The sequence below is a fragment of the Sphingobium limneticum genome, from assembly GCF_008710155.1.
In the GTDB taxonomy this organism is placed as follows: Bacteria; Pseudomonadota; Alphaproteobacteria; order Sphingomonadales; family Sphingomonadaceae; genus Sphingobium; species Sphingobium limneticum.
The window spans coordinates 64,621-88,046 of the sequence record NZ_VYPZ01000007.1 but is presented as its reverse complement, the minus strand read 5'-3'; the positions used below and the strand labels follow the sequence as shown (position 1 = coordinate 88,046).

Annotated in this window: 28 protein-coding genes; 17 read left to right on the top strand and 11 right to left on the bottom strand. The window is 63.7% G+C overall.

The window, feature by feature from the left end; all coding sequences use genetic code 11:
• Positions 1 to 24 precede the first annotated feature (24 nt).
• Positions 25 to 654 carry an RdgB/HAM1 family non-canonical purine NTP pyrophosphatase gene (gene rdgB / locus F4U94_RS10760; RefSeq protein WP_120250780.1) on the bottom strand — a complete coding sequence of 210 codons (630 nt, stop codon included), beginning with the start codon at positions 652 to 654 and terminating at the stop codon, positions 25 to 27.
• Between the two features lie 118 nt (positions 655 to 772).
• Positions 773 to 1,489, bottom strand: coding sequence for a ribonuclease PH (gene rph / locus F4U94_RS10755; RefSeq protein ID WP_120250779.1), 717 nt, complete (start codon positions 1,487 to 1,489; stop codon positions 773 to 775).
• A gap of 133 nt (positions 1,490 to 1,622) precedes the next feature.
• On the opposite strand from rph, the gene F4U94_RS10750 reads away from it, so the two are divergent.
• From F4U94_RS10750 to F4U94_RS10725, 6 genes are all read left to right on the top strand, one after another.
• Positions 1,623 to 2,129: a DUF6438 domain-containing protein gene (locus F4U94_RS10750; RefSeq protein ID WP_120250778.1), complete on the top strand. Its 507-nt coding sequence runs from the start codon at positions 1,623 to 1,625 to the stop codon at positions 2,127 to 2,129.
• A gap of 31 nt (positions 2,130 to 2,160) precedes the next feature.
• Complete coding sequence (hrcA, locus tag F4U94_RS10745; protein WP_120250777.1) at positions 2,161 to 3,204, top strand: heat-inducible transcriptional repressor HrcA; 1,044 nt, start codon at positions 2,161 to 2,163, stop codon at positions 3,202 to 3,204.
• Positions 3,201 to 3,755: a nucleotide exchange factor GrpE gene (grpE, locus tag F4U94_RS10740; RefSeq protein ID WP_120250776.1), complete on the top strand. Its 555-nt coding sequence runs from the start codon at positions 3,201 to 3,203 to the stop codon at positions 3,753 to 3,755. The genes hrcA and grpE overlap by 4 nt, the downstream gene beginning before the upstream one ends.
• A gap of 104 nt (positions 3,756 to 3,859) precedes the next feature.
• A complete protein-coding gene (locus F4U94_RS10735; RefSeq protein WP_120250775.1) occupies positions 3,860 to 5,101 on the top strand; it encodes a threonine synthase in 1,242 nt (413 codons plus the stop codon).
• A 93-nt stretch (positions 5,102 to 5,194) separates the two neighbouring features.
• Positions 5,195 to 5,860: a PadR family transcriptional regulator gene (locus tag F4U94_RS10730; RefSeq protein WP_427771211.1), complete on the top strand. Its 666-nt coding sequence runs from the start codon at positions 5,195 to 5,197 to the stop codon at positions 5,858 to 5,860.
• A 2-nt stretch (positions 5,861 to 5,862) separates the two neighbouring features.
• Complete coding sequence (locus F4U94_RS10725) at positions 5,863 to 6,141, top strand: DUF2218 domain-containing protein (RefSeq protein WP_120250774.1); 279 nt, start codon at positions 5,863 to 5,865, stop codon at positions 6,139 to 6,141.
• A 45-nt stretch (positions 6,142 to 6,186) separates the two neighbouring features.
• Here the strand turns inward: F4U94_RS10725 and F4U94_RS10720 are convergent, their stop codons facing one another.
• Entirely contained in the window at positions 6,187 to 7,317 is a 1,131-nt protein-coding gene (locus tag F4U94_RS10720) for a M14 family metallopeptidase (RefSeq protein WP_120250773.1), read from the bottom strand.
• On the bottom strand, positions 7,314 to 7,931 hold the full coding sequence (locus F4U94_RS10715) for a hypothetical protein (RefSeq protein ID WP_120250772.1): 618 nt from the start codon (positions 7,929 to 7,931) through the stop codon (positions 7,314 to 7,316). Before F4U94_RS10715 ends, F4U94_RS10720 begins: the two co-directional genes overlap by 4 nt.
• 211 nt (positions 7,932 to 8,142) lie before the next feature.
• Between F4U94_RS10715 and ykgO the strand changes: the two genes are divergently transcribed.
• Positions 8,143 to 8,268, top strand: coding sequence for a type B 50S ribosomal protein L36 (gene ykgO, locus F4U94_RS10710; protein ID WP_004210176.1), 126 nt, complete (start codon positions 8,143 to 8,145; stop codon positions 8,266 to 8,268).
• A gap of 175 nt (positions 8,269 to 8,443) precedes the next feature.
• Here the strand turns inward: ykgO and pyk are convergent, their stop codons facing one another.
• Complete coding sequence (gene pyk / locus F4U94_RS10705) at positions 8,444 to 9,901, bottom strand: pyruvate kinase (RefSeq protein WP_120250771.1); 1,458 nt, start codon at positions 9,899 to 9,901, stop codon at positions 8,444 to 8,446.
• Positions 9,902 to 10,011: 110 nt separating this feature from the next.
• Here pyk and F4U94_RS10700 point away from each other — a divergent pair, with 110 nt between their 5' ends.
• The 5 genes from F4U94_RS10700 (at position 10,012) to ruvC (ending at position 12,630) form a co-directional block, all read left to right on the top strand.
• Entirely contained in the window at positions 10,012 to 10,311 is a 300-nt protein-coding gene (locus F4U94_RS10700) for a DUF1244 domain-containing protein (RefSeq protein WP_120250770.1), read from the top strand.
• 62 nt (positions 10,312 to 10,373) lie between these two features.
• Complete coding sequence (locus F4U94_RS10695; protein ID WP_056683669.1) at positions 10,374 to 10,616, top strand: DUF2312 domain-containing protein; 243 nt, start codon at positions 10,374 to 10,376, stop codon at positions 10,614 to 10,616.
• A gap of 161 nt (positions 10,617 to 10,777) precedes the next feature.
• The gene (locus tag F4U94_RS10690) at positions 10,778 to 11,104 is read left to right on the top strand and encodes a heavy metal-binding domain-containing protein (RefSeq protein WP_172598776.1); all 327 of its coding nucleotides are present in this window, start codon (positions 10,778 to 10,780) and stop codon (positions 11,102 to 11,104) included.
• Positions 11,105 to 11,216: 112 nt separating this feature from the next.
• The gene (locus F4U94_RS10685) at positions 11,217 to 11,960 is read left to right on the top strand and encodes a YebC/PmpR family DNA-binding transcriptional regulator (RefSeq protein ID WP_120250769.1); all 744 of its coding nucleotides are present in this window, start codon (positions 11,217 to 11,219) and stop codon (positions 11,958 to 11,960) included.
• A 178-nt stretch (positions 11,961 to 12,138) separates the two neighbouring features.
• Positions 12,139 to 12,630 carry a crossover junction endodeoxyribonuclease RuvC gene (ruvC, locus tag F4U94_RS10680; RefSeq protein WP_120250768.1) on the top strand — a complete coding sequence of 164 codons (492 nt, stop codon included), beginning with the start codon at positions 12,139 to 12,141 and terminating at the stop codon, positions 12,628 to 12,630.
• A gap of 20 nt (positions 12,631 to 12,650) precedes the next feature.
• On the opposite strand, the gene F4U94_RS10675 is transcribed toward ruvC, so the two are convergent.
• The 3 genes from F4U94_RS10675 to F4U94_RS10665 are packed head-to-tail and all read right to left on the bottom strand — an operon-like array spanning position 12,651 to position 15,748.
• On the bottom strand, positions 12,651 to 13,367 hold the full coding sequence (locus F4U94_RS10675) for a dienelactone hydrolase family protein (RefSeq protein WP_120250767.1): 717 nt from the start codon (positions 13,365 to 13,367) through the stop codon (positions 12,651 to 12,653).
• Positions 13,368 to 13,378: 11 nt separating this feature from the next.
• Positions 13,379 to 14,374, bottom strand: coding sequence for a 50S ribosomal protein L11 methyltransferase (locus tag F4U94_RS10670; protein ID WP_120250766.1), 996 nt, complete (start codon positions 14,372 to 14,374; stop codon positions 13,379 to 13,381).
• A 39-nt stretch (positions 14,375 to 14,413) separates the two neighbouring features.
• Entirely contained in the window at positions 14,414 to 15,748 is a 1,335-nt protein-coding gene (locus tag F4U94_RS10665; RefSeq protein ID WP_120250765.1) for a methyl-accepting chemotaxis protein, read from the bottom strand.
• A 198-nt stretch (positions 15,749 to 15,946) separates the two neighbouring features.
• Between F4U94_RS10665 and sdhC the strand changes: the two genes are divergently transcribed.
• The 4 genes from sdhC (at position 15,947) to F4U94_RS10645 (ending at position 19,669) form a co-directional block, all read left to right on the top strand.
• Entirely contained in the window at positions 15,947 to 16,342 is a 396-nt protein-coding gene (gene sdhC / locus F4U94_RS10660; RefSeq protein ID WP_120250764.1) for a succinate dehydrogenase, cytochrome b556 subunit, read from the top strand.
• Positions 16,342 to 16,734, top strand: coding sequence for a succinate dehydrogenase, hydrophobic membrane anchor protein (gene sdhD, locus F4U94_RS10655; RefSeq protein ID WP_120250763.1), 393 nt, complete (start codon positions 16,342 to 16,344; stop codon positions 16,732 to 16,734). The genes sdhC and sdhD overlap by 1 nt, the downstream gene beginning before the upstream one ends.
• On the top strand, positions 16,731 to 18,533 hold the full coding sequence (gene sdhA, locus F4U94_RS10650) for a succinate dehydrogenase flavoprotein subunit (RefSeq protein ID WP_120250762.1): 1,803 nt from the start codon (positions 16,731 to 16,733) through the stop codon (positions 18,531 to 18,533). Before sdhD ends, sdhA begins: the two co-directional genes overlap by 4 nt.
• Positions 18,534 to 18,616: 83 nt before the next feature.
• Positions 18,617 to 19,669: a D-alanine--D-alanine ligase family protein gene (locus F4U94_RS10645; protein ID WP_120250761.1), complete on the top strand. Its 1,053-nt coding sequence runs from the start codon at positions 18,617 to 18,619 to the stop codon at positions 19,667 to 19,669.
• Between the two features lie 258 nt (positions 19,670 to 19,927).
• Here the strand turns inward: F4U94_RS10645 and F4U94_RS10640 are convergent, their stop codons facing one another.
• From F4U94_RS10640 to F4U94_RS10630, 3 genes are all read right to left on the bottom strand, one after another.
• Entirely contained in the window at positions 19,928 to 20,143 is a 216-nt protein-coding gene (locus F4U94_RS10640) for a hypothetical protein (protein WP_120250760.1), read from the bottom strand.
• A gap of 253 nt (positions 20,144 to 20,396) precedes the next feature.
• The gene (locus tag F4U94_RS10635; RefSeq protein WP_120250759.1) at positions 20,397 to 20,867 is read right to left on the bottom strand and encodes a vgr related protein; all 471 of its coding nucleotides are present in this window, start codon (positions 20,865 to 20,867) and stop codon (positions 20,397 to 20,399) included.
• Positions 20,864 to 21,331: a copper chaperone PCu(A)C gene (locus F4U94_RS10630; protein ID WP_120250758.1), complete on the bottom strand. Its 468-nt coding sequence runs from the start codon at positions 21,329 to 21,331 to the stop codon at positions 20,864 to 20,866. The genes F4U94_RS10635 and F4U94_RS10630 overlap by 4 nt, the downstream gene beginning before the upstream one ends.
• Before the next feature lie 175 nt (positions 21,332 to 21,506).
• On the opposite strand from F4U94_RS10630, the gene dnaK reads away from it, so the two are divergent.
• Positions 21,507 to 23,408: a molecular chaperone DnaK gene (gene dnaK / locus F4U94_RS10625; protein ID WP_120250757.1), complete on the top strand. Its 1,902-nt coding sequence runs from the start codon at positions 21,507 to 21,509 to the stop codon at positions 23,406 to 23,408.
• The last annotated feature ends 18 nt before the right edge of the window (positions 23,409 to 23,426 follow it).

Genomic DNA, 23,426 nt, shown 5'->3' with positions numbered 1-23,426 from the left:
CCGACAGGACGTTATCCCGCCTTCTTAAATGACCGCCGCGACTAGTTGCTCGAAGGCCTTGGCGCGGTGGCTCATGGCATGTTTGGCGTCCGGGTCCATCTCGCCAAAGCTGATGGCATGGTCCAGCGGCTGGAACATGGCATCATAGCCGAAGCCATTTTGCCCGCGCGGCGGCCAGACCAATGTGCCGTCGATCCGCCCCTCGAATGCTTCGACATGGCCGTCGGGCCAGGCGAGGGCGAGGGCGCAGACGAAATGGGCGCTGTGGCTGGCATCCGGCCCCTTGGCCTGCACGCCGTCCCATACCAGCTGCATCGCCATGCCGAAATCCTTGGTCGGGCCGGCCCAGCGTGCCGAGAACAGGCCGGGATCGCCGCCCAGCGCTTCGACGCACAGGCCACTATCGTCGGCAAGGGCGGGCAGGCCGGAGAGGTCGGCCGCCTGCATCGCCTTCAATTCCGCATTGGCGATGAAGGTGGTGCCGGTTTCTTCCGGTTCGGGCAGGTCGAGCGACGCGGCGGAGACGGGCTCGATCCCATAGGGGCCGAGCAAGGCGGCGATTTCGCGTACCTTGCCGGGATTGTGGCTGGCGATCACCAGCCTGCCCGGTTTCAGCTTGCGGATCGCCTGTTCCTGTCCGAAATCGTCGCTCATTGTCTACCCTTGCCTTGTTAATCTCGTCATCCCGGCCTTGAGCCGGGATCTCGCTTGTTCTTCGAGCCAGTCAAAGGAAAGCGAGACCCCGGGTCAAGCCCGGGGTGACGGCAATTGCTTAACGCCCGGTCGCCACATCCTGTGCCGCGAAGATTTTCGCGCAGCCGATGCGGGCGAGGCGGAGCAGGCGGAGCAGCTCTTCCTCGTCATAGGCCGCGCCCTCAGCCGTCGCCTGCACTTCGGCGAACTTGCCGTCGCCGGTCAGGATCAGGTTGGCGTCGGTTTCGGCATTGCTGTCTTCGGCATAGTCGAGGTCGAGGACGGGGGTGCCGTTATAGATGCCGCAGCTGATCGCCGCGACCTTCTGGATGATCGGGTCTTCGGTGAGCGCACCCGAAGCCAGCAGCTTGTCCACCGCGATGCGCAGCGCGACCCAGCTGCCGGAAATGGCCGCCGTCCGCGTGCCGCCATCGGCCTGGATCACGTCGCAATCGACCACGATCTGGCGCTCGCCCAGCTTCTTCAAGTCCACGACCGTGCGCAGCGAGCGGCCGATCAGGCGCTGGATTTCCTGGGTACGGCCCGACTGCTTGCCCTTGGCCGCTTCACGGCTGCCGCGGGTGTGGGTGGCGCGGGGCAGCATGCCATATTCGGCCGTGACCCAGCCCGACCCCTTGCCGCGCAGGAAAGGAGGCACCTTTTCTTCGATCGAGGCGGTGCAGAGCACGCGCGTATCGCCGAAGCTGATCAGGCAAGACCCTTCCGCGTGGATGGTGAAGCCGGGTTCCATGGTGATATCGCGCATCTGGTCGGGCGCGCGGCCGGAAGGACGCATAATTTCTACTCCGAAGCGTTTGAGAGGCGACAGGCGCCGCCAATGCGCCCAATGGCGCACTTAAAGCGCCGCTTAGCGGTCGATGGGACGAGTTGCCAGTGTCCAGACCGCAATTTGGACGATATGAGGGGTTATGACGATAAAAATCTGGGTCGCAGCCGGGCTGTTGGCATTGACGGGATGCATGGCGGAGCAGGAGGGGCTGGAACCGCCCAAGGCGCCGGGCGACGTGATCCGATTCACCGCGGGGCGCTGCTTCGGGGCATGCCCGGCCTATACGGTACAGGTGTCGCCCGATGGCGCGGGCCTGTTGACGCCGGAACGCTTCACATCTGTGCCGGGACCGACCCGCTTCACCATCAGCCGGGTGCAATATCGCAAGCTGCTGGCGACGCTGGCGCCGCATCGCCCTGCGACGGGCACCACGCAAAAGATCGACCAGAAAAGCTGCACCCGCTTCGCCACGGATATGCCCAGCTATAGCGTGGAATGGAGCCGGCCGGGGCAGCAGCCGACGCGGCTGGATTTCCAGTCGGGCTGCATGGACCCGCGCCATGGCAAGCTGCGCGTGGCGATCGCGTCCGTGCCCAAGATTCTCGACGTACAGCATATGCTCAATCCCAAGGCGGTCGCGCCTTGAGCGCGCGCGCCGACCTGCCTAGATAGACAGCATGTCGATCACCCCCATATCCGAACTGAACGATCGCGCGCGCGATGTCTTTCGCCTGGTGGTGGAAAGCTATCTGGGCACGGGTATGCCGGTGGGATCGCGCACCATCAGCAAGATGGCCTCGCTCAGCCTGTCGCCCGCTTCGATCCGCAACGTCATGCAGGATCTGGAGGAGCTGGGCCTGCTCGCCGCGCCGCATACCTCCGCCGGGCGGATGCCGACCGAAACGGGGCTGCGGCTGTTTGTCGATGGGATGATGCAGGCGGCCGAGCCGTCGGCCGAGGAGCGCCGCGCGATCGAGGCGGGCATATCCGAAAGCGGGCCGATCGAGGAAGCGCTGTCTGCCGCCACGGCAACGCTGTCGGGATTGTCCGCATGCGCCGGCATCGTCATGGTGCCCAAGCGCGAGCCGGTGCTGCGCCAGTTCGGTTTCGTGCCGCTGAATGCACGGCAGGCGCTTGCCGTTTTGGTGGGGCAGGACGGGTCGGTGGAAAACCGCGTGCTGGACCTGCCCGAAGGCGTCAGCCCGATCGCGCTCAACGAAGCAGCCAATTTCATGTCGGCGCGGTTCGGCGGCCTGACGCTGCGACAGGCGGGCGAGGCGCTGACGCGGGAGATGGAGGCGGAGCGGCACGCGCTCGACAATAGCGCACGGGATCTGGCGGCGCGGGGCCTCGCCATCTGGTCGCACGATGCCGACGACCGGCCGGTGCTGATCGTGCGCGGCCAGTCGCACCTGCTGGACGACGGCGCGGCCGCCGACCTGGAACGGGCGCGGCAATTGCTGGAGCAGCTGGAGGGCAAGCAGGAAATATTGGACCTGTTGCGCGGCGCATTGGCCGGCAGCGCGACCAAAATCTTCATCGGCTCGGAAAACAAGCTCTTTTCCCTGTCGGGTTCTTCGGTCATAGCCGCGCCCTACCGTGGCGCGGACGGCCGGGTCGTCGGCGTGGTCGGCGTGATCGGCCCCACGCGCTTGAACTATGCGCGGGTGATCCCCATGGTGGATTTCACAGCACAGACGCTATCGAGATTGATGAGATGAGCGAAGACAAAGACAATATCGAAAACACCGAAGTCGTGGACGCGCTACTCGAGGATGCGGCACCGGCCGGAGACGCCGTAGCGGAGAAGATCGTCGCGCTGGAGGCCGAACTCGCTACCGCGAAGCAGGATATTCTCTACGCCCATGCCGACACGCAGAATGTGCGCCGCCGGCTGGAAAAGGAGCTGGCCGATGCGCGGTCCTACGCGTCGACCGCTTTCGCGCGCGACATATTGTCGGTCGCCGACAATCTGAGCCGTGCGCTGGCCGCGATCCCGGCTGAATTGCGGGATGATGAGAAATTCAAGAGCCTGGTCGTGGGCCTGGAGGCCACCGGCCGCGAACTGGAAAGCGTGTTCGGTCGCAACGGCGTGAGCAAGCTGGAGTCGGTCGGCCAGCCGCTCGACCCCAACAAGCATCAGGCCGTGATGGAAATCCCGTCGGCCGATGCCGAGCCGGGTACGGTGCTGGTGGAAATGCAGGCCGGCTACATGATCAAGGACCGCCTGCTGCGCCCCGCCATGGTCAGCGTGGCGAAGAAGCCGGACTAACCAACCGGGTTGTATATCCCGTTCGCCCTGAGCCTGCCGAAAGGCCCCACTTTCTAAAAGAGAAGGGCGGGGCTTCGACAGGCTCAGCCCGAACGGAGATTTTTGTGTTTCACGACCTCAACCTCACCACCGACCGCCCGACCTTCGTCACCCATCTCGAATGTTCGCTGACTGGCGAGCGCTATGAGGCGGACAAACTGCACGGATTGTCGGCGGCGGGAAAGCCGTTGCTGGTGCGCTATGATCTGGACGGCGTGCGCGCGACGCTGACCAAGGCGGCGCTGGCCGAGCGGCCGATGGACCTGTGGCGCTGGCGCGAATTGCTGCCGGTGCGGCAGACGGCCAATATCGTGAGCCTGGGCGAGAATGCGACGCCGCTCATTCCGCTGCCGCGTACGGCGGCGCGTCTGGGGGGTGCGCATCTGCTGGCCAAGGATGAAGGGCGGCTGCCGACCGCCTCCTTCAAGGCGCGCGGACTCGTCATGGCCGTGTCCATGGCGAAGGAACTGGGTGTGACGCAGGTCGCCATGCCCACCAACGGCAATGCCGGCGCCGCGCTGGCCGCCTATGCCGCCGTTGCTGGCATGGAATCGGTGATCTTCTGCCCGGCCGATACGCCCGAAATCAACGTGCGGGAAATCGCGGCGCAGCGCGCGCGCGTCTATCGCGTCAACGGCTACATCGACGATTGCGGCGCGATCGTGGGGCAGGGCGTCAAGGCACGCGGCTGGTTCGATTTCTCGACGCTGAAAGAACCCTATCGGATCGAGGGCAAGAAGACGATGGGGCTGGAGCTGGCCGAACAGCTCGGTTGGGAGCTGCCCGATGCGATCTTCTATCCCACGGGCGGCGGCACCGGCCTGATCGGCATGTGGAAGGCGTTCGACGAACTGGAGAAGATCGGCTTCATTGGCTCCAGGCGCCCCAAGATGTTCGCGGTACAGGCCGAAGGCTGCGCGCCGATGGTCCGTGCGTTCGAACAGGGCGTGGAATTTGCCGAGCGTTGGGAGGATGCCCAGACCATCGCCATGGGCATCCGCGTGCCCAAGGCGGTGGGCGATTTCCTGATCTTGCGGGCGGTGCGGGCAAGTGGTGGCGCGGCGCTGGCGGTGTCCGACGCGGCGATCGGGGCGGCGGTGCGGGATGTGGCGCGCGATGACGGGTTGCTGCTCTGTCCCGAAGGTGGCGCGACGCTGGCAGCCTATCAGCGCGCATTGGACGAAGGCCTGATCGGCCGGGATGATCGGGCAGTGCTGTTCAACTGCGCCAGTGGCCTCAAATATCCGCTGGAGGATCAGAGCCGCACGCTGGACCGGCACGCGCCGATCGATTTTTCCACACTTTAAGATATCTTGATACAATTAAGATCTATCCTAACTCTTGACGAGCGGGATTTCTAAGATATATCGCAAAGCATCATGACATATATGAAAGAGCAAATGATGCGTAACCCCCATAATTTTCACGGTCGGCATGGCGGCCATCATCGCGGCCATCATGGCCCCTTTGGCGGCATGGACCGCTTCGCTTTCCCCGGTGGCTTCGGCCGTGGACATGGCGGCCCGTTCGGCGGCGGCGATCCTTTTGGTGAGGACGGTCCGCGCGGTGGCGGTCGCGGTGGACGCGGCGGCGGTGGCGGCGGTCGTCGGCGCCTGTTCGACAATGAGACGCTGCGGCTGATCCTGCTGAAGCTGATCGCCGACGAACCGCGGCATGGCTATGAACTGATCCGCGCGATCGAGGCGCTGTCGGGTGAGGCCTATGCGCCCAGCCCCGGTGTCGTCTATCCGACGCTGACCTTGTTGTCCGAAATGGACCTGATCGTCGAAGAGCCAAGCGAGGGCAGCCGCAAGCGCTTCGCCATTACCGACGCGGGTCGTGCGCAGATCGCAGAGCGCAAGGCGGCGCTTGACCTGGCTCTGGAGCGGCTGGCGTCGATGGCGCAGAAGGCCGAACGGGTCGATGGGGGCCCGGTTCGCCGCGCGATGCATAATTTGCGCTTCGCCATCCAGCAACGCCTTGAAAAGGAAGGCGCGGATAACCAGACCATGTTCGACGTCGCCGCCCTGATCGACGAAGCCGTCGCCAAGATCGAAAGGCTCTGAATATGACCCTGACCGCTACCGTACCGACCACCAACGGCAGCCGCTATCTGCAACAGCTATGCAAGCATTGGAGCCATAAGTTCGAGACGGACTTCAGCCCCGAGCAAGGCGTTATCGCTTTCCCCATGGGTCCGATCCGCATGGCTGCGCAGCCCGAGGCACTGGTGGTGACGCTCGAGCCGAACGCGGACGCTGATGTGGAGAAGTTCAAGCAAGTGGTCGCGGATCACCTCGACCGCTTTGCCTTCCGGGAAGCGCCGCTGCCGTTCGATTGGCAGTAAAGGTCAGGCTCAGTTTGTTGTTCCCCGGCGAAGGCCGGGGAACAATCAAATATCTTCGATCATCTCCGCCAGCACGGCCAGGCAATCCTTGCCCAGCTGGATGGAGCGGGCGGGTGACCAGCCGAAATCGGCGTCGGGCAGGTCGTCATTGTCCTTGAACGGCATTTCCAGCGTCATCGCCACCGCGCCGAATCGCTCTGCCACCTGATTGGTGGACATGGACAGGTTCGCTTTGCCCGCGCCCGCCACCGGATAGCCGAGCCGCGTCTGGAAATCGGGCGTGCGCGCGGCCAGCGTGTCGCGATAGCGGTGATAAAGCTGGACCTGCTTGTCCGTGATCGAGGGAATACCCTCGAATCCGGCGATGAACACGGCGGGGATCGCTTCATCGCCATGCACGTCCATGGCGAAGTCCACGCCGCTTTCGTCCATCGCATTGCGGACCATCAGCACTTCGGGGCTGCGCTCGGCGGTCGGCTCATGCCATTCGCGGTTCAGGTTCACGCCTACCGCATTGGTGCGCAGATGACCGCGACGGCTGCCGTCCGGGTTCATGTTGGGCACGAGGTGGATCGTCGCTTTCTGGCGCAGCAGGCGGGCGACGGCGTCTTCCTCGTCGGCCAGCCGCTCCAGCGCGCCTTCCATCCACCATTCCGCCATCGATTCGCCGGGATGTTGGCGGGCATAGAGCCACACCTGCTTGGGGCCTTCGCCGATGGTGAGCTTGTCGAGCGGCTGGCCGTCCAGCGTCAGACCCAGTTCGCGATGCTCGACGCCCGGCTGGCTGGCGGCCCAGGCGATCAGGTCGTGATGGCGCTCCATCGAATAGGGCGCGAAATAGGCGATCCAGACGGCGTTGCTGTCCGGTTCCAGCCGGATGGTCAGCGTGCCATCGGCATAGCTGGTATCGGCCAGCAGCCAATTTTCGCGATCTTCGCTGATACGGGCGCTATAGCCGGCCCAGCCATCGGGATAGGCTGACTGGCCACAATTGACGATGGCCAGTTCCACCGCGCGCCCTGCCGCATTGGCAAGGCGGAAATGGAACCATTGGTAGAAGTCGCTCTGATGATCCGTCACGATCTCCAGCTCGGCGCGGACGCCGGCGGGAGAATCGGTGATGGAGAGGGTGCGAATATTGCCGCTGTCAAAGCCGCTGGAGATGCTGATGGTCATTTGACCATTATAGTGCGCCCCGATTCACCGGGATAGCCCCCGATCAGCGCTGCGGCGAGTTTCTGCGCGGCGGCGGCGGGTTGAGCGGCGGCCGAACCCTGTTTCGCCTGAGTCGAGGCGCGCCCTTCCCAGATAGCGGTCGAATCGGACCGGAGGCGCAGCTGGACGTGCAGTTCGGTCGTCACGATATCCTTGGGCTTGCCCGACAGGTTGATGCCGACACCAAGGCCCAAGCCTCCGAACGTGCCGCCACGACGGCCACCGCCCGAGCCGATGCCGCCGCCCATGCCCACGCTGACCGGCCTATCGCTGCTGCGATCGGGGCCGGACGGGCGAAAGGTGCGGCTGAAGCTGACCAGCGCGACATAGTCGCTCTGCGCCCCGTCGCCGGTGGCGCTGAAACCGACTCGCTGAAATTCCTGCGATACCGCGCCGGCATAAGTGCGAAATTCCAGGCTGATGTCCGGATTGCCGGGCATTTCCTCGACCGCGACAGTGCCGGACCGGGCAGGATTGCCCATATGGAATCGCGTCACTTCCACGCGCGGGGCGGCCGTCGCGCACGCGCCGAAGGGAAGGGCGATGGCGGCGAGGAAAAGAAGGCGCTTCGACATGGGTTCAACTCCAACGGGCATTCGGCTATTATGTCGTGCTATAGACGGTGTGGGGGCCATAATCCCCTCCAACGCGTGAAGCCATGAACTTGCTGCATGGAGGATGAACAGAGTCAAAAGAGCGGCTGCCGCCCTTGACTTTGGTCCGTCTCACCCATAGGGGCTGCGCTTCGATTTTCGAACAAATTCAGATTCCATCAAGGGCCTAGCCATGAAGATCCGCAACTCGCTCAAGTCGCTCAAGGGACGCCACCGGGACAACCGCGTGATCCGTCGTCGCGGCCGTACCTACGTCATCAACAAGACCAACCGTCGCTTCAAGGCCCGCCAGGGCTAAAAGCAGGCGCTGCCCCTTCGGGGGCAGGTCTTGTAACGCAGAAAAGCGCCCGGTCGTGGATCGGGCGCTTTTCTGCGTTTGTCTTTGAACGGTGCGGAAGGCGATTCGCGCGAATCGCTTTTCGTTTCTTCTGGAAATACGGGTGGGGGGAGGCACGCGCCTCCCCCCAGTTTGTTCAGCCTTCGTCGCGGCCTTTGAGTTCGTCGCCGCGCACCGCTGCGACGTGCAGCACGTTGGTCGACCCAGGCGTGCCGAAGGGGACGCCGGCCAGCACGACGATCTTGCCGCCCTTTTCGGCCATGCCATGGCGCAACGCCATGCGCCGGGCCTTGCCGATCATCTCTTCGAAATTGCCGATATCCTTGGTGCGGATGGCATGCACGCCCCAGGTAAGGCCCAGCTTGCGCGCCGTGTCCGATCGCGGCGTCAGCGCCAGGATCGGGGCTGAAGGCCGTTCACGCGCCACGCGGCGCACCGTGCTGCCCGACGAGGTGAAGCAGGTGATGGCGCTGGCGCCCACGACATCGACGATATTGCCGGCGCTTTCGGCCAGCGCGTCGGCGGTCGTCGGGTCCGGGCGCGTTTCGGTATAGTGAAGCCGGCCGAAATAGCCGGGATCGCGCTCGACGCTGTGGGCGATGCTGTCCATCATCGCGACCGCCTCGACCGGCCAGTCGCCCGCCGCCGTTTCCGCCGACAGCATGATGGCGTCCGCGCCGTCATAAACCGCGGTGGCGACGTCCGACACTTCGGCGCGAGTCGGGGAGGGGGACTTGATCATCGATTCGAGCATCTGGGTCGCGACCACCACCGGTCGGCCCATGCGCCGCGCGGTGGCGACGATCTGCTTTTGCAGCGGCGGCACCGCCTGCGGCGGCAGTTCGACGCCCAGATCGCCGCGCGCGACCATCACGCCGTCGGCCAGTTCGATAATCTCTTCCAGCCGTTGCACGGCCGATGGCTTTTCGATCTTCGCCATCAGCGCGCCATAGCCACCCATCAGCTTGCGCGCTTCGGCAAGATCCTCGGGCCGCTGTACGAAGCTGAGCGCGATCCAGTCGCACCCCTGTTCGATCGCGAAGCTGAGGTCGCGCCGGTCCTTGTCGGTCAGCGCCGGCACCGGCACGACTACGTCGGGCACGTTCACGCCCTTGCGATTGGACAGGGTGCCGCCGACCTCGACGATGGTGTCGATGCGATTCTCACCGATCGTCTTGACCCGCAGCACCAGCTTGCCATCGTCCAGCAACAGGCGCGTTTCGGGCACCAGCGCGGCGTAGATTTCGGGGTGGGGCAGGTTGACGCGGCGCGCGTCGCCCGGCGTTTCGTCCTGGTCCAGGATGAAGGGCGCGCCGGTTTCCAATATGGCCAGGCCCTTTTCGAACGTGCCCACGCGCAGCTTTGGTCCCTGAAGGTCGCCCAGGATCGTTGTCGGCCGATGGAATTCCTTTTCCAGATCGCGGATGATGGCGATCCGCGCGGCGTGATCCTCATGCGCGCCATGGCTCATATTGATGCGGAAGGCGTCGGCCCCGGCGACGAACAGCGCCCGGATCATCTCGGGCGTATCGCTCGCGGGACCAAGGGTCGCCAGGATGCGAACCTTGCGAGAGCGGGGCGGTAGTGTCGTCATATCGTCTCCTGAGCGTCATGATCGCTCCCGGTTTGCCGGGGCGAGGTTATGCGTTATCCATGCTGCACGACAGGATGATGTAGTTTTCAGCGAAAGGGTCTCTCGCGCCGATGTCCGATACCATAGTCACAGATGCCGTTGCTGCAACCGCCTTCCGCCGTCTGGTCGCGCATTTGCAGCATCGCACCGATGTGGAGAATATCGATCTGATGGGATTGGCGGGCTTTTGCCGCAACTGCCTGGCCGACTGGATTGCGGAAGCGGACGGCGATCTGACGCGGGATCAGGCACGCGAAATCATCCACGGCATGCCTTTTGCGCAATGGAAAGCGCAGCATCAGGGCGAAGCCACGCCTCAGCAGATCGCAAAGATGCAGGAGAGTGTGGCGAAGAACGCGGACAATCATTAGAGGCGTCCGCCAACCTGATTCATTCAGCCTGATTCACATTTTCACAACGAACGGAGATTCCCATGAGCGAGGGCAACGTCGCAGCCGACCAGCTACGTCTTCTCATCGAGCGCATCGAGCGCCTGGAAGAGGAAAAGAAGGGCATCGGCGACGATATCAAGGACGTCTATCTTGAAGCCAAGGCGACCGGTTACGACGCCAAGATCATGCGTCAGATCATTCGCCTGCGTAAGATGCAGCCGCATGACCGGCAGGAAATGGAAGCGATCCTCCAGACCTATCTTTCCGCGCTGGGCATGGAATAAGGCGCTGTTTGTAAGATACGCTCACGCGTATCTTTGAACTGCACCGGCCCTCTCCCCCACCCGGCCACCCAACGGCAGTATCATATGGGTGGCCGGGTGGGGGAGAGGGCCGGTGCGGCAATCCGGCGGAGGCCGGATTCCTCGTCAAAGGAGAAGCGCCCATGGCCGAGATTATCGTCAGCACCACCAGCCGTCTGGAGGGGAGGCCCGCGAAGGAGTATCTCGGCATCGTCACCGGTGAGGTGATCGTGGGTGCCAACCTGTTCCGCGACCTGTTCGCCAGCGTCCGCGATATCGTGGGCGGGCGATCGGGCGCCTATGAGGATGTGCTTCAGCGTGCCCGCGAGCAGGCGATCGCCGAAATGCGTACGCGCGCAGCGAGCCTGGGTGCCAATGCCGTGGTCGGCGTGGACCTGGACTATGAAGTGATCGGCTCCAACGGGTCGATGCTGATGGTGTCGGCTTCGGGCACCGCGATCCTCTATTGATCCTGTAAAAGGCCGGCGATTGACGGCTGACTTGCTCTGGCGGTTGCCCTTTGGGCGGCCGCTGGTGTAAGGGCGCCCATCCTATTTCAACGGCAGATAAGAATTCAGGACCATGGCAGGCCATTCCAAATTCAAGAATATCATGCATCGCAAGGGCGCGCAGGACAAGAAGCGCTCCTCGATGTTCTCCAAGCTGAGCCGCGAAATCACCGTCGCGGCCAAGATGGGCATGCCCGATGTGGACATGAACCCGCGCCTGCGCCTGGCGGTCAACGCGGCCAAGGCGCAGTCCATGCCCAAGGACAATATCCAGCGCGCCATCGACAAGGCGAGCAAGGGCGACACCGAAAATTACGAAGAAGTGCGCTATGAGGGCTATGGCCCCGGCGGCACGGCGATCATCGTCGAAGCGCTGACCGACAATCGCAACCGCACTGCGACGAACGTGCGCACTGCCTTCTCCAAGAATGGCGGCAATCTGGGCGCGTCGGGCGCGGTGAGCCATGGCTTCGATCGCCTTGGCCTCATCACCTATCCCGCCAGCGCTGGGGACGCCGAAGCGATTTTCGAAGCGGCGCTGGAAGCCGGCGCGGAGGACGTGTCGTCCAATGAGGACGAGCATGAAATCTGGACCGCGATGGACGCGCTCCACGAAGTCGCCAAGGCGCTGGAAGCCACGCTGGGCGCCGCCGACGGCGCGAAGCTGGCCTGGAAGCCGACCACCACCGTCGACGTCGACGAAAGCAACGCCGCCACGCTGATGAAGCTGGTCGACACGCTGGAAGATGATGACGACGTCCAGACCGTCTGGGGCAATTACGAAGTCTCGGACGAAGTGATGGAGAAATTGGGCTGATGCCTATTCCCTCTCCCCATAGGGGAGAGGGTTGCGCAGCCTTGGCGGCTATGCCGCCTAGGCGAAGCTGGGAGAGGGGGCCTTGCCTGCCGCGCCTGCTGCACCCCTCTCCAAGCGCGGCTAGGCAGCAGGCTGCCAAGCCTTGCTATCCTCTCCCCCAGGGGGAGAGGAGAAGAGCATGATCCTTCTTGGCCTTGACCCTGGACTTGGCACGACCGGCTGGGGCCTGATTGCCGCGGATGGCAATCGGTTGACCCATATCGGCAATGGCCAGATCAAGACCGACAGCGCCATGTCGCTGGCGACGCGGCTTCTGGCGCTCGACCTGGCGCTGACCGACCTCATCCTTGAGCATAAGCCCGATGGCGCGGCGGTCGAGGAGGTGTTCGTCAACGTGAACCCGCAATCGACGCTGAAGCTGGGGCAGGCGCGCGGGGTGATCCTGCTCAATGCATCGCGATCGGGCATGGAGGTCGGCGAATATGCCGCCCGGCTCGTCAAGAAATCGGTCGTCGGCGTCGGCAATGCGTCGAAGGATCAGGTGCATGCCATGGTGCAGCGGTTGCTGCCCGGCGCGAAGATTGCGGGGCCGGACGCATCGGATGCGCTCGCCGTGGCGATCACCCATGCCCATCATCTAGCCAGCGCGCGGCGTATTCCCACGCGCTGACCCATCTGTCGGCGTTCGCTTTACCCGAACAGGTCGCCCAGAAAATCTTTCATCGCGCGGAAGCTGCGGCGGTCGGCGTCCGGGCTGTAGGCCAGCCCCTTTTCCGGCATGTTCACTGCCTCGTCAGTGAAGGCGTGGCCGGTATGGCCATAGGCATGGATCTGCCAGTCGCAGCCGGCCTCGGTCAGTTCCTTCGCCAGCCCGACCGTGGCTTCCGGCGGCGCGATCGGATCGTCCCAGCCATGGCAGATGAGCAGCTTGGTCGTGATCGCGGCATTGGGGAAGGGCGGGGCTTCATAGACGCCGTGGAAGCTGACGCCGCCGGCGATAGCTGCGCCGGAGCGCGCCAGATCCAGCACGCATTTGCCGCCGAAACAGAAGCCGATCGCCGCCGTCCGTGTCGCGTCCACCGTCTCCAGCCCCTTGAGCAGGGTATGGGCGCCGTTCACCCGGTCGCGCAACAGCGCGCGGTCGGCGTTCAATGCGTTCATGTAGAGCGCCGGATCGGCGTCGGCGCGTGTCGTGCGCTTACCTTGGCCAAAGACGTCCGTGACCAGCACCGTATAGCCCAGCGCCGCGACCTTTTCCGCGTAAGCGAAGTCCGCTTCCTTCGTCCCCAGCACGTTGGGGAAGAGCAGGATGCCGGGACGCGCGCCAGCGGCGCTGGCGGCCACCACGACATGCTCGAACGGTTCGCCGGCCATGTCCTGGACGATGACGGTGCGGGTGATGCTCATGCGCTATTCCTTCAGATGCTGCCGAAACCGGGGGCTTCGCCGCGTGCGGCGCTGTCGATACGCTTGGGGCGTTTCCAGCCGATGATGGGCCGCTTGCGCAGGTGCAATGTAGGCCAGTCGCCCCGGTCGCTGCGTTCGGCCAGGCGCATGCCCTGTGCGCGATAGGCGGCGATCACCGCATCGGCCTGTTCATTGAGCAGGCCTGCGAGCACGATGCTGCCGCCTTCCTCCACCAAGGCGCAGAGCGCAGGCGCCAGTTCGATCAACGGCCCGGCCAATATGTTGGCGATCAGCAGGTCGTAAGGCGCCCGGCCGATCAAAGCGGGATGATTGCCGCCGGCCGCCGTCACCAGCGCCAGCCGCCCCGCTCCATCGCCCAGCTTCACGCCGTTGGTCCGCGCATTGTCGGCGCTGATCTCCACCGCGACGGCGTCGATATCCGATGCGATCGCATGGGCGCGCGGCCACAGGTGCAGCGCGGCGAAGGCGAGCAGCCCGGTGCCAGTGCCGATATCGGCGACATGGCGAAAACGCATGCCCACCCGGCGCATCCGGTCGAGCATGGCAAGGCAGCCGGCGGTGGTTTCATGCTGGCCGGTGCCGAACGCGCGGCCCGCCTCGATCAGCAGATTGACGTGGCCGGGCAGTTCGGGGTCGGTGGCGATGTTGCGGACATGGAAGCGGCCGGCCGTCACCGGCTCCAGCCCCTGTTGGCTCAGCGTCACCCAATCTTCGTCGGGCAGCGCTTCGACGATCGGTTTGACCCGCGCAGCGCTTGGCACGAACGTCTTGAGCAGCTTGATCGCGGCCGGGCTGGGCTTGCCCTCGAAATAGGCGTCCAGCTGCCATTTATTGTCGTCATCGGGGGCGGCTTCGCTGGTCATCAGCACTGGTGGCCGGTCCATGATGGCGAAGGCCGCAATGTCGCCGTCCAGCGCCTCCGCTTCGGCGCGGGTACAGGGCAGGGTGACTTTCCAGCTTTGGGCTGCGTTTGCGACTTCGTTCATCCCGCCGCCTTTAGCCCAGCGGCGGGGGCAGGGGAAGCTTTACGCTACCTGCCGCCCGAAGTCGGACGAGGCATGGCGCAGGCTGGCCAGCTTGCCCTCGACGCTGACGAAGCCGCGTTCCAGCTGGTCGATTTCCGACGCCACGACCTCGGTATCCTGGCGGATGGCCGAAATGGTGGTGGACATCGAATCGGCCGCCAGTGCGGTTTCATCCACGGCGGCGGTGATCATGGTGACGGTCTGCGCCTGCGCATCCATGGCATGACGGATCCGCTCGGCGCTGGCCTGTACTTCGCCTACCGTGTCGCGAATGCGTTCGTTGGTTTCGACCGACTGGCGGGTCGATGCCTGAATATCGGCGATCTTGCTGGCGATTTCGTCGGTGGCGCGGGCGGTCTGGTTGGCCAAGCTCTTCACTTCCTGCGCGACGACGGCGAAGCCGCGACCGGCATCGCCGGCACGCGCCGCTTCGATCGTGGCATTGAGCGCCAGCAAATTGGTCTGTCCGGCAATGTCGCGGATCAGGCCCAGGATCGATTCGATCGACTTGGCATGTTCGGACAGGGTGGTCGACATCGCAACGGCGTCGCCCGACTGGGTCGAGGCGCGTCGCGCCACCTCGGCGGAGCTTTCGACCTCGGTACGGGCATCCTCGATCGCGCGGATCAGGCCGGCGGACGTGCGGGCGGCTTCGCGCATGGCGAGCGCGGACTGCTCGGCGGCGGCGGCGACTTCGGACGCCTTGCCCAGCATGCCGCGGGTGGCGGCCGACGCATCCTTGGCCTGTTCGCGCAGCGATTCGCCCAGCTTCGATGCGCCGTCGATCTCGCCCACGATTCTCTGTTCGAACAAGGTGCCGTACCGCTGCCGTTCGGCGCGCTGCGTTTCGGCCTGGTCGGATGACAGGACGTTGCTCATGAAGCCCGAATCGATCATCGCGATCTGCAACATCATGCTCAGCAGCTTGCGGCAGCGGGCGCCGTCATCATGGCAGCGTTCCCAGATCAGATCGGTCACGCGCTCGTTGGCGGCCGCCACGGCGGTCATCACCGACCGCACCGACACATCATGTTTGCGGGCATGGCGCACGCAGTCGGCGGCCGATTGCGCCCAGCGCCCTTCGGCGAAATGCAGCAGCTTTTCGCGCACATATACGTCCGCCTCCTGCTCGATGCGGGCGATGATGGTGCGACTCAGCCGGTCCTGAAGCCCGGTTTCACGCATATAGGTGGCGAAGAACGTCGCGCCGACGCTACCCAGATCCTTCTCGATCAATTCGCCCACTTCGCGCGCGGCGCTGGCGATCGCGCCGGTGGGATCGACATCCGCCATATAGTCCGATGTTATGGCGGCAGGGGAAAGACTGGACGGCATGCGGGGACGGCCCTTGCTGAAGACATGATCGGTTCGCGTTCGATCATTAGCGCGGGTTGGTTAATCACTTCTTATGCCTGACCGATGCGATTGGAAAAGCGTCAGCAACTTTCTGTAGCCTTCCTCTTCTTGCCCTCGTGGCGCTTCGCTCCTAAGGGGAGCGGACTCAGGGACAAGTATCTAAGGACTAGGGTAGACATGGCGCGTTCCAACAGCCGGCCGCTCTCGCCGCATTTGACGATCTGGAAATGGGGGCCGGCCATGGCCGTCTCCATCATGCACCGCGTGACGGGCAACGGTCTGGCGACCGCTGGCGCGCTCGGCCTCATCTGGTGGCTGATGGCCGCCGCGACCGGTCCGGAGGCCTATGCGACCTTCGTGAAGTGCGCGACCTCGCCGATCGGCTATCTGGTGATGATCGGCCTTTCCTGGTTCTTCTTCCAGCATCTCTTCTCGGGCCTCCGCCACTTCGTGCTCGATATGGGCGCGGGTTATGAGCTGAAGAACAACAAGATGTGGTCGATCGCGACCTTCATCCTGTCGCTGCTCACGACCGGCTTCGTCTGGCTCTACATCTTCGGAAAGGCGCTCTGATGGGTACCGGTACTGGCATCGGTCGCGTTCGCGGCCTCGGCTCCGCCAAGCATGGCGCGCATCACTGGCTGGCGCAGCGCTATACCGCCGTCGGCAATCTGCTGCTGGTCCTGTGGCTGGTCTTCAGCCTTCTGAGCCTGCCCGGCCTGGATTATGAAAGCGTCGTCAGCTGGATCCACAATCCGCTGGTCGCAGTGCCGCTGATGCTAATGGTGGTCAGCATCTTCATGCACCTGCGCGTCGGCATGCAGGTGATGCTGGAGGATTATGTCCATGACAAGGGACTGGCCTTCTTCTCCATGCTCGTGCTGAATTTCTATGCCTTTGGCGGCGCGGCCGCAGGCGTCTTCGCGATCGCCAAGATCGCCTTCATTGGGGTCGTCAAGCCATGACCGAAGCCTATAAGATCATCGACCATACCTACGACACCGTCGTCGTGGGCGCTGGCGGCTCCGGCCTGCGCGCGACCATGGGCAGCGCCGAAGCGGGCCTCAAGACCGCCTGCATCACCAAGCTGTTCCCGACCCGCAGCCACACCGTGGCGGCACAGGGCGGCATCGCTGCGTCGCTGGGCAACAATAGCCCCGACCACTGGACCTGGCACATGTACGACACCGTCAAGGGGTCGGACTGGCTGGGCGATCAGGACGCGATCGAATATATGGTGCGTGAAGCGCCGGCGGCCGTGATCGAGCTGGAACATGCCGGCGTACCGTTCAGCCGTAACGAGAATGGGACCATCTACCAGCGTCCCTTCGGCGGCCACATGCAGAATATGGGCGCCGGCCCGCCGGTGCAGCGCACCTGCGCCGCGGCCGACCGTACCGGCCACGCCATGCTGCACGCGCTCTATCAGCAATCGCTGAAGTACGACGCGGACTTCTACATCGAATATTTCGCCATCGACCTGATCATGGAAAATGGCGAATGCCGTGGCGTGATCGCCATCTGCATGGAAGATGGCAGCATCCATCGCTTCCGCAGCCATGCGGTCGTGCTGGCAACGGGCGGCTATGGCCGCGCATACTTCTCCGCCACATCGGCGCATAGCTGCACCGGCGACGGCGGTGGCATGGTGCTGCGCGCAGGGCTTCCGCTTCAGGATCTGGAGTTCGTTCAGTTCCACCCGACCGGCATCTACGGCGCGGGCGTGCTGATCACCGAAGGCGCGCGTGGCGAGGGCGGCTACCTCACCAATTCCGAAGGCGAGCGTTTCATGGAACGCTATGCCCCGTCGGCCAAGGATCTGGCGTCGCGCGACGTCGTGTCGCGATCGATGGCGATGGAAATGCGCGAAGGGCGCGGCGTTGGCGAGCATAAGGATCATATCTTCCTGCACCTCGACCATATCGATCCCAAGGTGCTGGCCGAACGCCTGCCGGGCATCACCGAAAGCGGCAAGATCTTTGCCGGCGTCGACCTGACCCGCCAGCCGCTCCCCGTGACGCCGACCGTCCATTACAATATGGGCGGCATCCCCTGTAACTATCACGGCCAGGTCGTGACCAAGGTCGGCGACGATCCGGAAGTTATCGTCAAGGGCCTGTTCGCGGTCGGCGAAGCGGCCTGCGTGTCGGTCCATGGTGCCAACCGCCTCGGTTCCAACTCGCTGATCGACCTTGTGGTGTTCGGTCGTGCCACCGGCCTGTTCCTCAAGGATAATCTGAAGCCCAACGCGCCGCACAAGGCGCTGCCGGCCGATGCCGCCGATTTGGCGCTGGGTCGCCTGGACCATTATCGCAATGCCAAGGGTTCGACGCCCACGGCAGACATCCGCATGGACATGCAGCGTACCATGCAGAAGCATGCCGCCGTGTTCCGCGACAGCGCGCTGTTGTCGGAAGGCGTCACGCAGATGCATGCGGTCAACAAGCGGTTGCAGGACGTCAAGGTCACCGACCGTTCGCTGATCTGGAACACCGACCTCATCGAAACGCTGGAACTGGACAACCTAGTCAGCCAGGCGATCTGCACGATCGAAAGCGCCGACGCGCGTAAGGAATCGCGCGGCGCCCATGCGCATGAGGATTTCCCGGACCGCGACGACGAAAACTGGATGAAGCACACGGTCAGCTGGTTCGAAGGCTGGGGCGGTTCGGGCGGCAAGGTGACGCTCGATTATCGTCCGGTCCACGACTATACGATGACCGACGAAGCCGAATATGTGAAGCCCAAGGCGCGCGTCTATTAAGGCATTGCGTTGCAAGGCAGAAGTTTGAGGAGGGGGCGAGCCGCAGGGCTGGCCCCCTTTTCGTTGATCGGGATTGAGACGACATGACGCAGCAGGACGTGATTGCCATCCTCTATCAGGCGTTGCCGCCGCCGGTGATCGACGGCCTGCGCAAGGATGCCAAGCCCGGCGGCTATTCGGATGGCGGCGCGGATATCGGCTTCGTGCTGCGCGGGCGGGGGCATGAGCTTTTGACGCCGGTGGCCGATCCCGATCCCGCGCGGCCGCTCGATTGGGTCTTCCCAGACACGGCCGAAGGAATCGCTGATGCGATGGGGAAGGGGGCGACGATCCTGTGGGCCAACAGCGTATTGTTCGAAGGTCATCCGATCGAAGCCGTGCTGGGGCAGGTGCGGATCGTGGGGCAATTGCCCGAACTGATGCAGCGCTATGACGACAAATTCGCCACCAACCGCATGCTGGAGGAAGCGGGCCTGCCGGTCGCACGATCCTTCCTGATGGCACAGAGCGCGCGGCCGGGCGTCCGGGCGCTGGCGGATATAGAGGCGGCGATCGCGGACACGGGGCTGACCTTTCCATTGATCGTCAAGCCGGTGCGCGGGCGCGGCAGTCGGGGCGTCACGCGGGTCGTCGATCTGGCAGGGCTGGTGTCGGCGGGGACCGCCCTGATCGCGGACGCGAAATTCGGCGATACGCTGATCGTCGAGGAATATCTGGCCGGCGAAGAGGTCACGGTGACGGTGATGCCGCCGGTCGATGGCGTATATCGGGCATTGCGGCCGGTACGCCGCTTCGACCAGAAGGACGGCGTAGCGCCTTATAATGGCGACGTCGCCGTGACGGCGAACAGCGTCGCGATCGACGCCGAGGAACTGGCGTCACCCGCCGTGCAGGCGATGCTGGACGCATGTGTCAAGGCAGCGGCGCTGGTCGGCGCACGCGCCGTCATCCGCATCGATTGCCGCGCGGACGCCAGCGGCGCCTACAAGCTGTTCGATCTCAACATGAAGCCGAACATGACTGGCCCCGGCCGCCCCGGTCGCGACGATCAGGATTGCCTGTCCGCCATAGCGGCGCGCGCCGATGGATGGGATTTCGCGCAGTTGCTGGAGGCGATGCTGGCAGGGGTATGGTAAGGACGGAGTGGCTGTCTTCGATCCTGTTCGGACACTCCACATCTGTTCGGGCTGAGCTTGTCGAAGCCCCGCTCTTTCCTCTGGGTGTATTTCGGCAGAAAAAGTACGGCCCTTCGACAGGCTCAGGGCGAACGGACATTCGGGTCTGGAAACGACCATTTTTCGTCGCTCCGCCAGATCAACCTGGTTCTTGAAACAGGCCATTCGTTCAGATGGCACGTGGAAGGTTGAATAACGAAATTTGATGGAAAGCGGACGTCAGCGGTCGCTGTCGTCTGGCGTAGCGACGTGCCCGTCAGCATCTGCAGGGGCCATCCGCCCATCACGCCTATCTCGTAGGGTTTCGCGCTTGATCGCGCCTTTTTTCACCCACTCCATAGCTTCGTGGTCACGTTCAGCGAACATCGCCGTGATCTGCCCTTTGGACTGGCCGTCGATCACGCCTTTCAGAGTTTGGTGCTTGCTGCGGCTCATGTGCTTTTAATCGCACATTGGAGAATGTCCGCAAGTGGGGTGATTGCCGCCGAATGATTTTTTACCGGGCAGCGTCAGCTACCGCCGGTTATTTCTCCAAAACCGGACAGTTTGCAATCCACCCCCTCTTCGTCATCCCCGCGTAGGCGGGGATCCATCTTACCAGAGTTGATTCAGCCGCGAGGACAGGAGATGGATTCCCGCCTCCGCGGGAATGACGATATTATGTTGGGCCGTCCCCTAACCACCCAAATTACCCCCGCTCACCTCTGAACGGCAACAGCGCCTCAAACACATCCAGCCCCGGCTTGCCCGGCACCGCGACGCCCCGCCGCAGCAGATACGCATGCCGCACGATTTCCGCCTGCTGCTCGATCCCGTATCGTTCGAACGGCTTGCCCGGCGCCACATCATAGCCATAGCGGCAGAATGGATGGCGCATCAGCGGGAGCCACCAGCGCCCCGATCGCTGCGCCTGCCACACATGGGTCATCTCATGGATGAAATGCCCCTGTATGTGCAGCGGGCTGTCGCAGAAATCGGCGCAGAACAGGCCGCCATCCGGATGAAACCACAGGTCGCCGTCCGGCGCCATGGTCACGTCCTTCGGCTGGAACGGCCACCATTTGCGATCATGTACGCGCACCCGGCCATAGTCGATCGCCGCCCCGAACAAGGTTCGAGCCAGCGCCGCTTCTTCCCTCGTCAGCGCGCGGCTGGTCAATGTGCCGCGTTATCGGCGGGCTTGGGCGTGCCTGCCGCTTCCGGCTTGCGGATCACCGCGTCCACCAGCAACCGGTCGCCATTGCCCATCAGGAAGGTGAACTGCATCTTGCCCCGGCTGATCGCCGTGTCATTGATGCCCCAGATCATCAGATGCTTGCCGCCGGGCGCAAAGTCGACCTGCCCCTTGGGCGGCACATCGACGCTTTCGACCCGCTCCATCGTGGTCATGCCGTCCTTACTGATCGTCTCATGCATCTCGACCTTGAGCGCATAGTCGGTCAGCACACCGCGCAGTTGCACGCCGGCATCCCCGCCGTGGACGACGAAATAGCCGGACGATGGCGTGTCCTTGTTGGGCGACAGCCGCACCCATGCCTGATCGATATAGGATGGCGCGGGGTCGCCGCAGGCGCTTAAGCCAAGGGGAGCCAGCAGGGCAAAAAGGGCAAAGCGCGCGCGCATCCGACACTCCATAACTTGTCTCGTTTCCGGTCGATCCATCAGGTAAACGCCCCAGCGTCTTGTGCCAAGCGTAACCGCGCCTATATCCCGCTTTGCAGACCGGCCTTGCCTTGGCGCTTATGTGAGGTATTGGGCCGTCAACCGCTGAATATATTTGGGGTTACAAGAGGAAGAGATGGCAAAAGTAATCGGGATCGATCTGGGTACCACCAACAGCTGTATCGCTGTCATGGATGGCGGCAAGCCCAAGGTCATCGAAAATGCGGAAGGGGCACGGACCACGCCCTCGATCGTCGCCTTCGCCAAGGATGGCGAGCGTCTGATCGGTCAGCCGGCCAAGCGTCAGGCGGTCACCAATCCGGACAACACGATTTTCGCGGTGAAGCGCCTTATCGGCCGCCGCTTCGACGATCCGTTGACCAAGAAGGACATGGAACTCGTTCCTTACGACATCGCGAAGGGTCCGAACGGCGACGCGTGGGTCAAGGCTGGCGGCGAGGAATATAGCCCGTCGCAGATCAGCGCCTTCACCCTTCAGAAGATGAAGGAAACGGCGGAGTCGTACCTCGGGGAAACCGTGACGCAGGCGGTCATCACCGTGCCCGCCTACTTCAACGACGCTCAGCGTCAGGCGACCAAGGACGCCGGCCAGATCGCTGGTCTGGAAGTGCTGCGCATCATCAACGAGCCGACCGCGGCTGCCCTGGCCTATGGCCTCGACAAGCAGGACGGCAAGACGATCGCGGTCTATGACCTTGGCGGCGGCACCTTCGACATTTCGATCCTCGAAATCGGCGACGGCGTGTTCGAAGTGAAGTCGACCAACGGCGACACCTTCCTGGGCGGCGAAGATTTCGACGCCAAGCTGGTTCAGTATCTGGCCGAAGACTTCAAGAAGGCCGAGAGCATCGACCTGACCAAGGACAAGCTGGCCCTCCAGCGTCTGAAGGAAGCGGCTGAAAAGGCGAAGATCGAGCTGTCCTCGGCCCAGACGACCGAAGTCAACCTGCCCTTCATCACCGCCGACCAAAATGGTCCCAAGCATCTGGTGAAGACGATCACGCGCGCCGATCTGGAGCGTCTGGTCGCCGACCTCATCAAGCGCACGATGGACCCGGTCAAGAAGGCGATGGCGGACGCAGGCGTGTCGGCCAGCGAGATCAGCGAAGTCGTCCTCGTCGGTGGCATGACCCGCATGCCCAAGGTGCGCGAAGCCGTGAAGGAATTCTTCGGCAAGGAACCGCACACCGGCGTGAACCCGGACGAAGTCGTCGCCATGGGCGCCGCCATTCAGGCAGGCGTGTTGCAGGGCGACGTCAAGGACGTGCTGCTGCTGGACGTGACCCCGCTGTCGCTGGGCATCGAGACGCTGGGTGGCGTGTTCACCCGCATGATCGACCGCAACACCACCATCCCCGCCAAGAAGTCGCAGGTCTATTCGACCGCCGACGACAATCAGCAGGCGGTGACCATCCGCGTGTTCCAGGGCGAGCGTGAAATGGCGGCGGACAACAAGATCCTCGGCCAGTTCGACCTGCTCGGCATTCCGCCCGCACCGCGCGGCGTGCCGCAGATCGAAGTCACGTTCGACATCGACGCCAACGGCCTGGTCAACGTGTCGGCCAAGGACAAGGGCACCGGCAAGGAACAGCAGATCCGCATCCAGGCGTCGGGTGGCCTCAGCGACTCCGACATCGACCAGATGGTCAAGGATGCCGAACGCTTTGCCGAAGACGACAAGAAGCGCCGCGAATCGGCCGAAGCCAAGAATAACGCCGAAAGCCTCGTTCACACGACCGAAGCGCAGCTGGTCGAACATGGCGACAAGGTCGACGCATCGCTGAAGGGCGAGATCGAAGCAGCGATCGCGGAAACCAAGACCGCGATCGAAGGCGGCGATGCTGAAGCGATGAAGACCAAGGCGCAGGAACTCGCCACGGTCGCCATGAAGCTGGGTCAGGCGATCTACGAGAAGGAGCAGGCCAATGCGGCGGCTCCGGGTGCAGACGCGCCCAAGGCTGACGACGATGTCGTCGACGCCGAATTCTCGGAAGTCGACGATAACAACAAGGCATAATCTATGCCCATCGCCCGT

Coding starts and splice junctions, on each gene's coding strand:
- F4U94_RS10720 (WP_120250773.1), bottom strand. CDS start 7,317: ATGACCATCAGCATCTCCAGCGGCTTTGACAGCGGCAATATTCGCACC.
- F4U94_RS10645 (WP_120250761.1), top strand. CDS start 18,617: ATGACGCAGCAGGACGTGATTGCCATCCTCTATCAGGCGTTGCCGCCG.
- F4U94_RS10750 (WP_120250778.1), top strand. CDS start 1,623: ATGACGATAAAAATCTGGGTCGCAGCCGGGCTGTTGGCATTGACGGGA.
- F4U94_RS10675 (WP_120250767.1), bottom strand. CDS start 13,367: ATGAGCATCACCCGCACCGTCATCGTCCAGGACATGGCCGGCGAACCG.
- F4U94_RS10695 (WP_056683669.1), top strand. CDS start 10,374: ATGAGCGAGGGCAACGTCGCAGCCGACCAGCTACGTCTTCTCATCGAG.
- sdhC (WP_120250764.1), top strand. CDS start 15,947: ATGGCGCGTTCCAACAGCCGGCCGCTCTCGCCGCATTTGACGATCTGG.
- F4U94_RS10715 (WP_120250772.1), bottom strand. CDS start 7,931: ATGTCGAAGCGCCTTCTTTTCCTCGCCGCCATCGCCCTTCCCTTCGGC.
- rdgB (WP_120250780.1), bottom strand. CDS start 654: ATGAGCGACGATTTCGGACAGGAACAGGCGATCCGCAAGCTGAAACCG.
- F4U94_RS10685 (WP_120250769.1), top strand. CDS start 11,217: ATGGCAGGCCATTCCAAATTCAAGAATATCATGCATCGCAAGGGCGCG.
- F4U94_RS10665 (WP_120250765.1), bottom strand. CDS start 15,748: ATGCCGTCCAGTCTTTCCCCTGCCGCCATAACATCGGACTATATGGCG.
- sdhD (WP_120250763.1), top strand. CDS start 16,342: ATGGGTACCGGTACTGGCATCGGTCGCGTTCGCGGCCTCGGCTCCGCC.
- F4U94_RS10670 (WP_120250766.1), bottom strand. CDS start 14,374: ATGAACGAAGTCGCAAACGCAGCCCAAAGCTGGAAAGTCACCCTGCCC.
- F4U94_RS10725 (WP_120250774.1), top strand. CDS start 5,863: ATGACCCTGACCGCTACCGTACCGACCACCAACGGCAGCCGCTATCTG.
- F4U94_RS10700 (WP_120250770.1), top strand. CDS start 10,012: ATGTCCGATACCATAGTCACAGATGCCGTTGCTGCAACCGCCTTCCGC.
- ykgO (WP_004210176.1), top strand. CDS start 8,143: ATGAAGATCCGCAACTCGCTCAAGTCGCTCAAGGGACGCCACCGGGAC.
- grpE (WP_120250776.1), top strand. CDS start 3,201: ATGAGCGAAGACAAAGACAATATCGAAAACACCGAAGTCGTGGACGCG.
- dnaK (WP_120250757.1), top strand. CDS start 21,507: ATGGCAAAAGTAATCGGGATCGATCTGGGTACCACCAACAGCTGTATC.
- sdhA (WP_120250762.1), top strand. CDS start 16,731: ATGACCGAAGCCTATAAGATCATCGACCATACCTACGACACCGTCGTC.
- F4U94_RS10630 (WP_120250758.1), bottom strand. CDS start 21,331: ATGCGCGCGCGCTTTGCCCTTTTTGCCCTGCTGGCTCCCCTTGGCTTA.
- F4U94_RS10690 (WP_172598776.1), top strand. CDS start 10,778: ATGGCCGAGATTATCGTCAGCACCACCAGCCGTCTGGAGGGGAGGCCC.
- pyk (WP_120250771.1), bottom strand. CDS start 9,901: ATGACGACACTACCGCCCCGCTCTCGCAAGGTTCGCATCCTGGCGACC.
- rph (WP_120250779.1), bottom strand. CDS start 1,489: ATGCGTCCTTCCGGCCGCGCGCCCGACCAGATGCGCGATATCACCATG.
- hrcA (WP_120250777.1), top strand. CDS start 2,161: ATGTCGATCACCCCCATATCCGAACTGAACGATCGCGCGCGCGATGTC.
- F4U94_RS10640 (WP_120250760.1), bottom strand. CDS start 20,143: ATGAGCCGCAGCAAGCACCAAACTCTGAAAGGCGTGATCGACGGCCAG.
- F4U94_RS10730 (WP_427771211.1), top strand. CDS start 5,195: ATGATGCGTAACCCCCATAATTTTCACGGTCGGCATGGCGGCCATCAT.
- ruvC (WP_120250768.1), top strand. CDS start 12,139: ATGATCCTTCTTGGCCTTGACCCTGGACTTGGCACGACCGGCTGGGGC.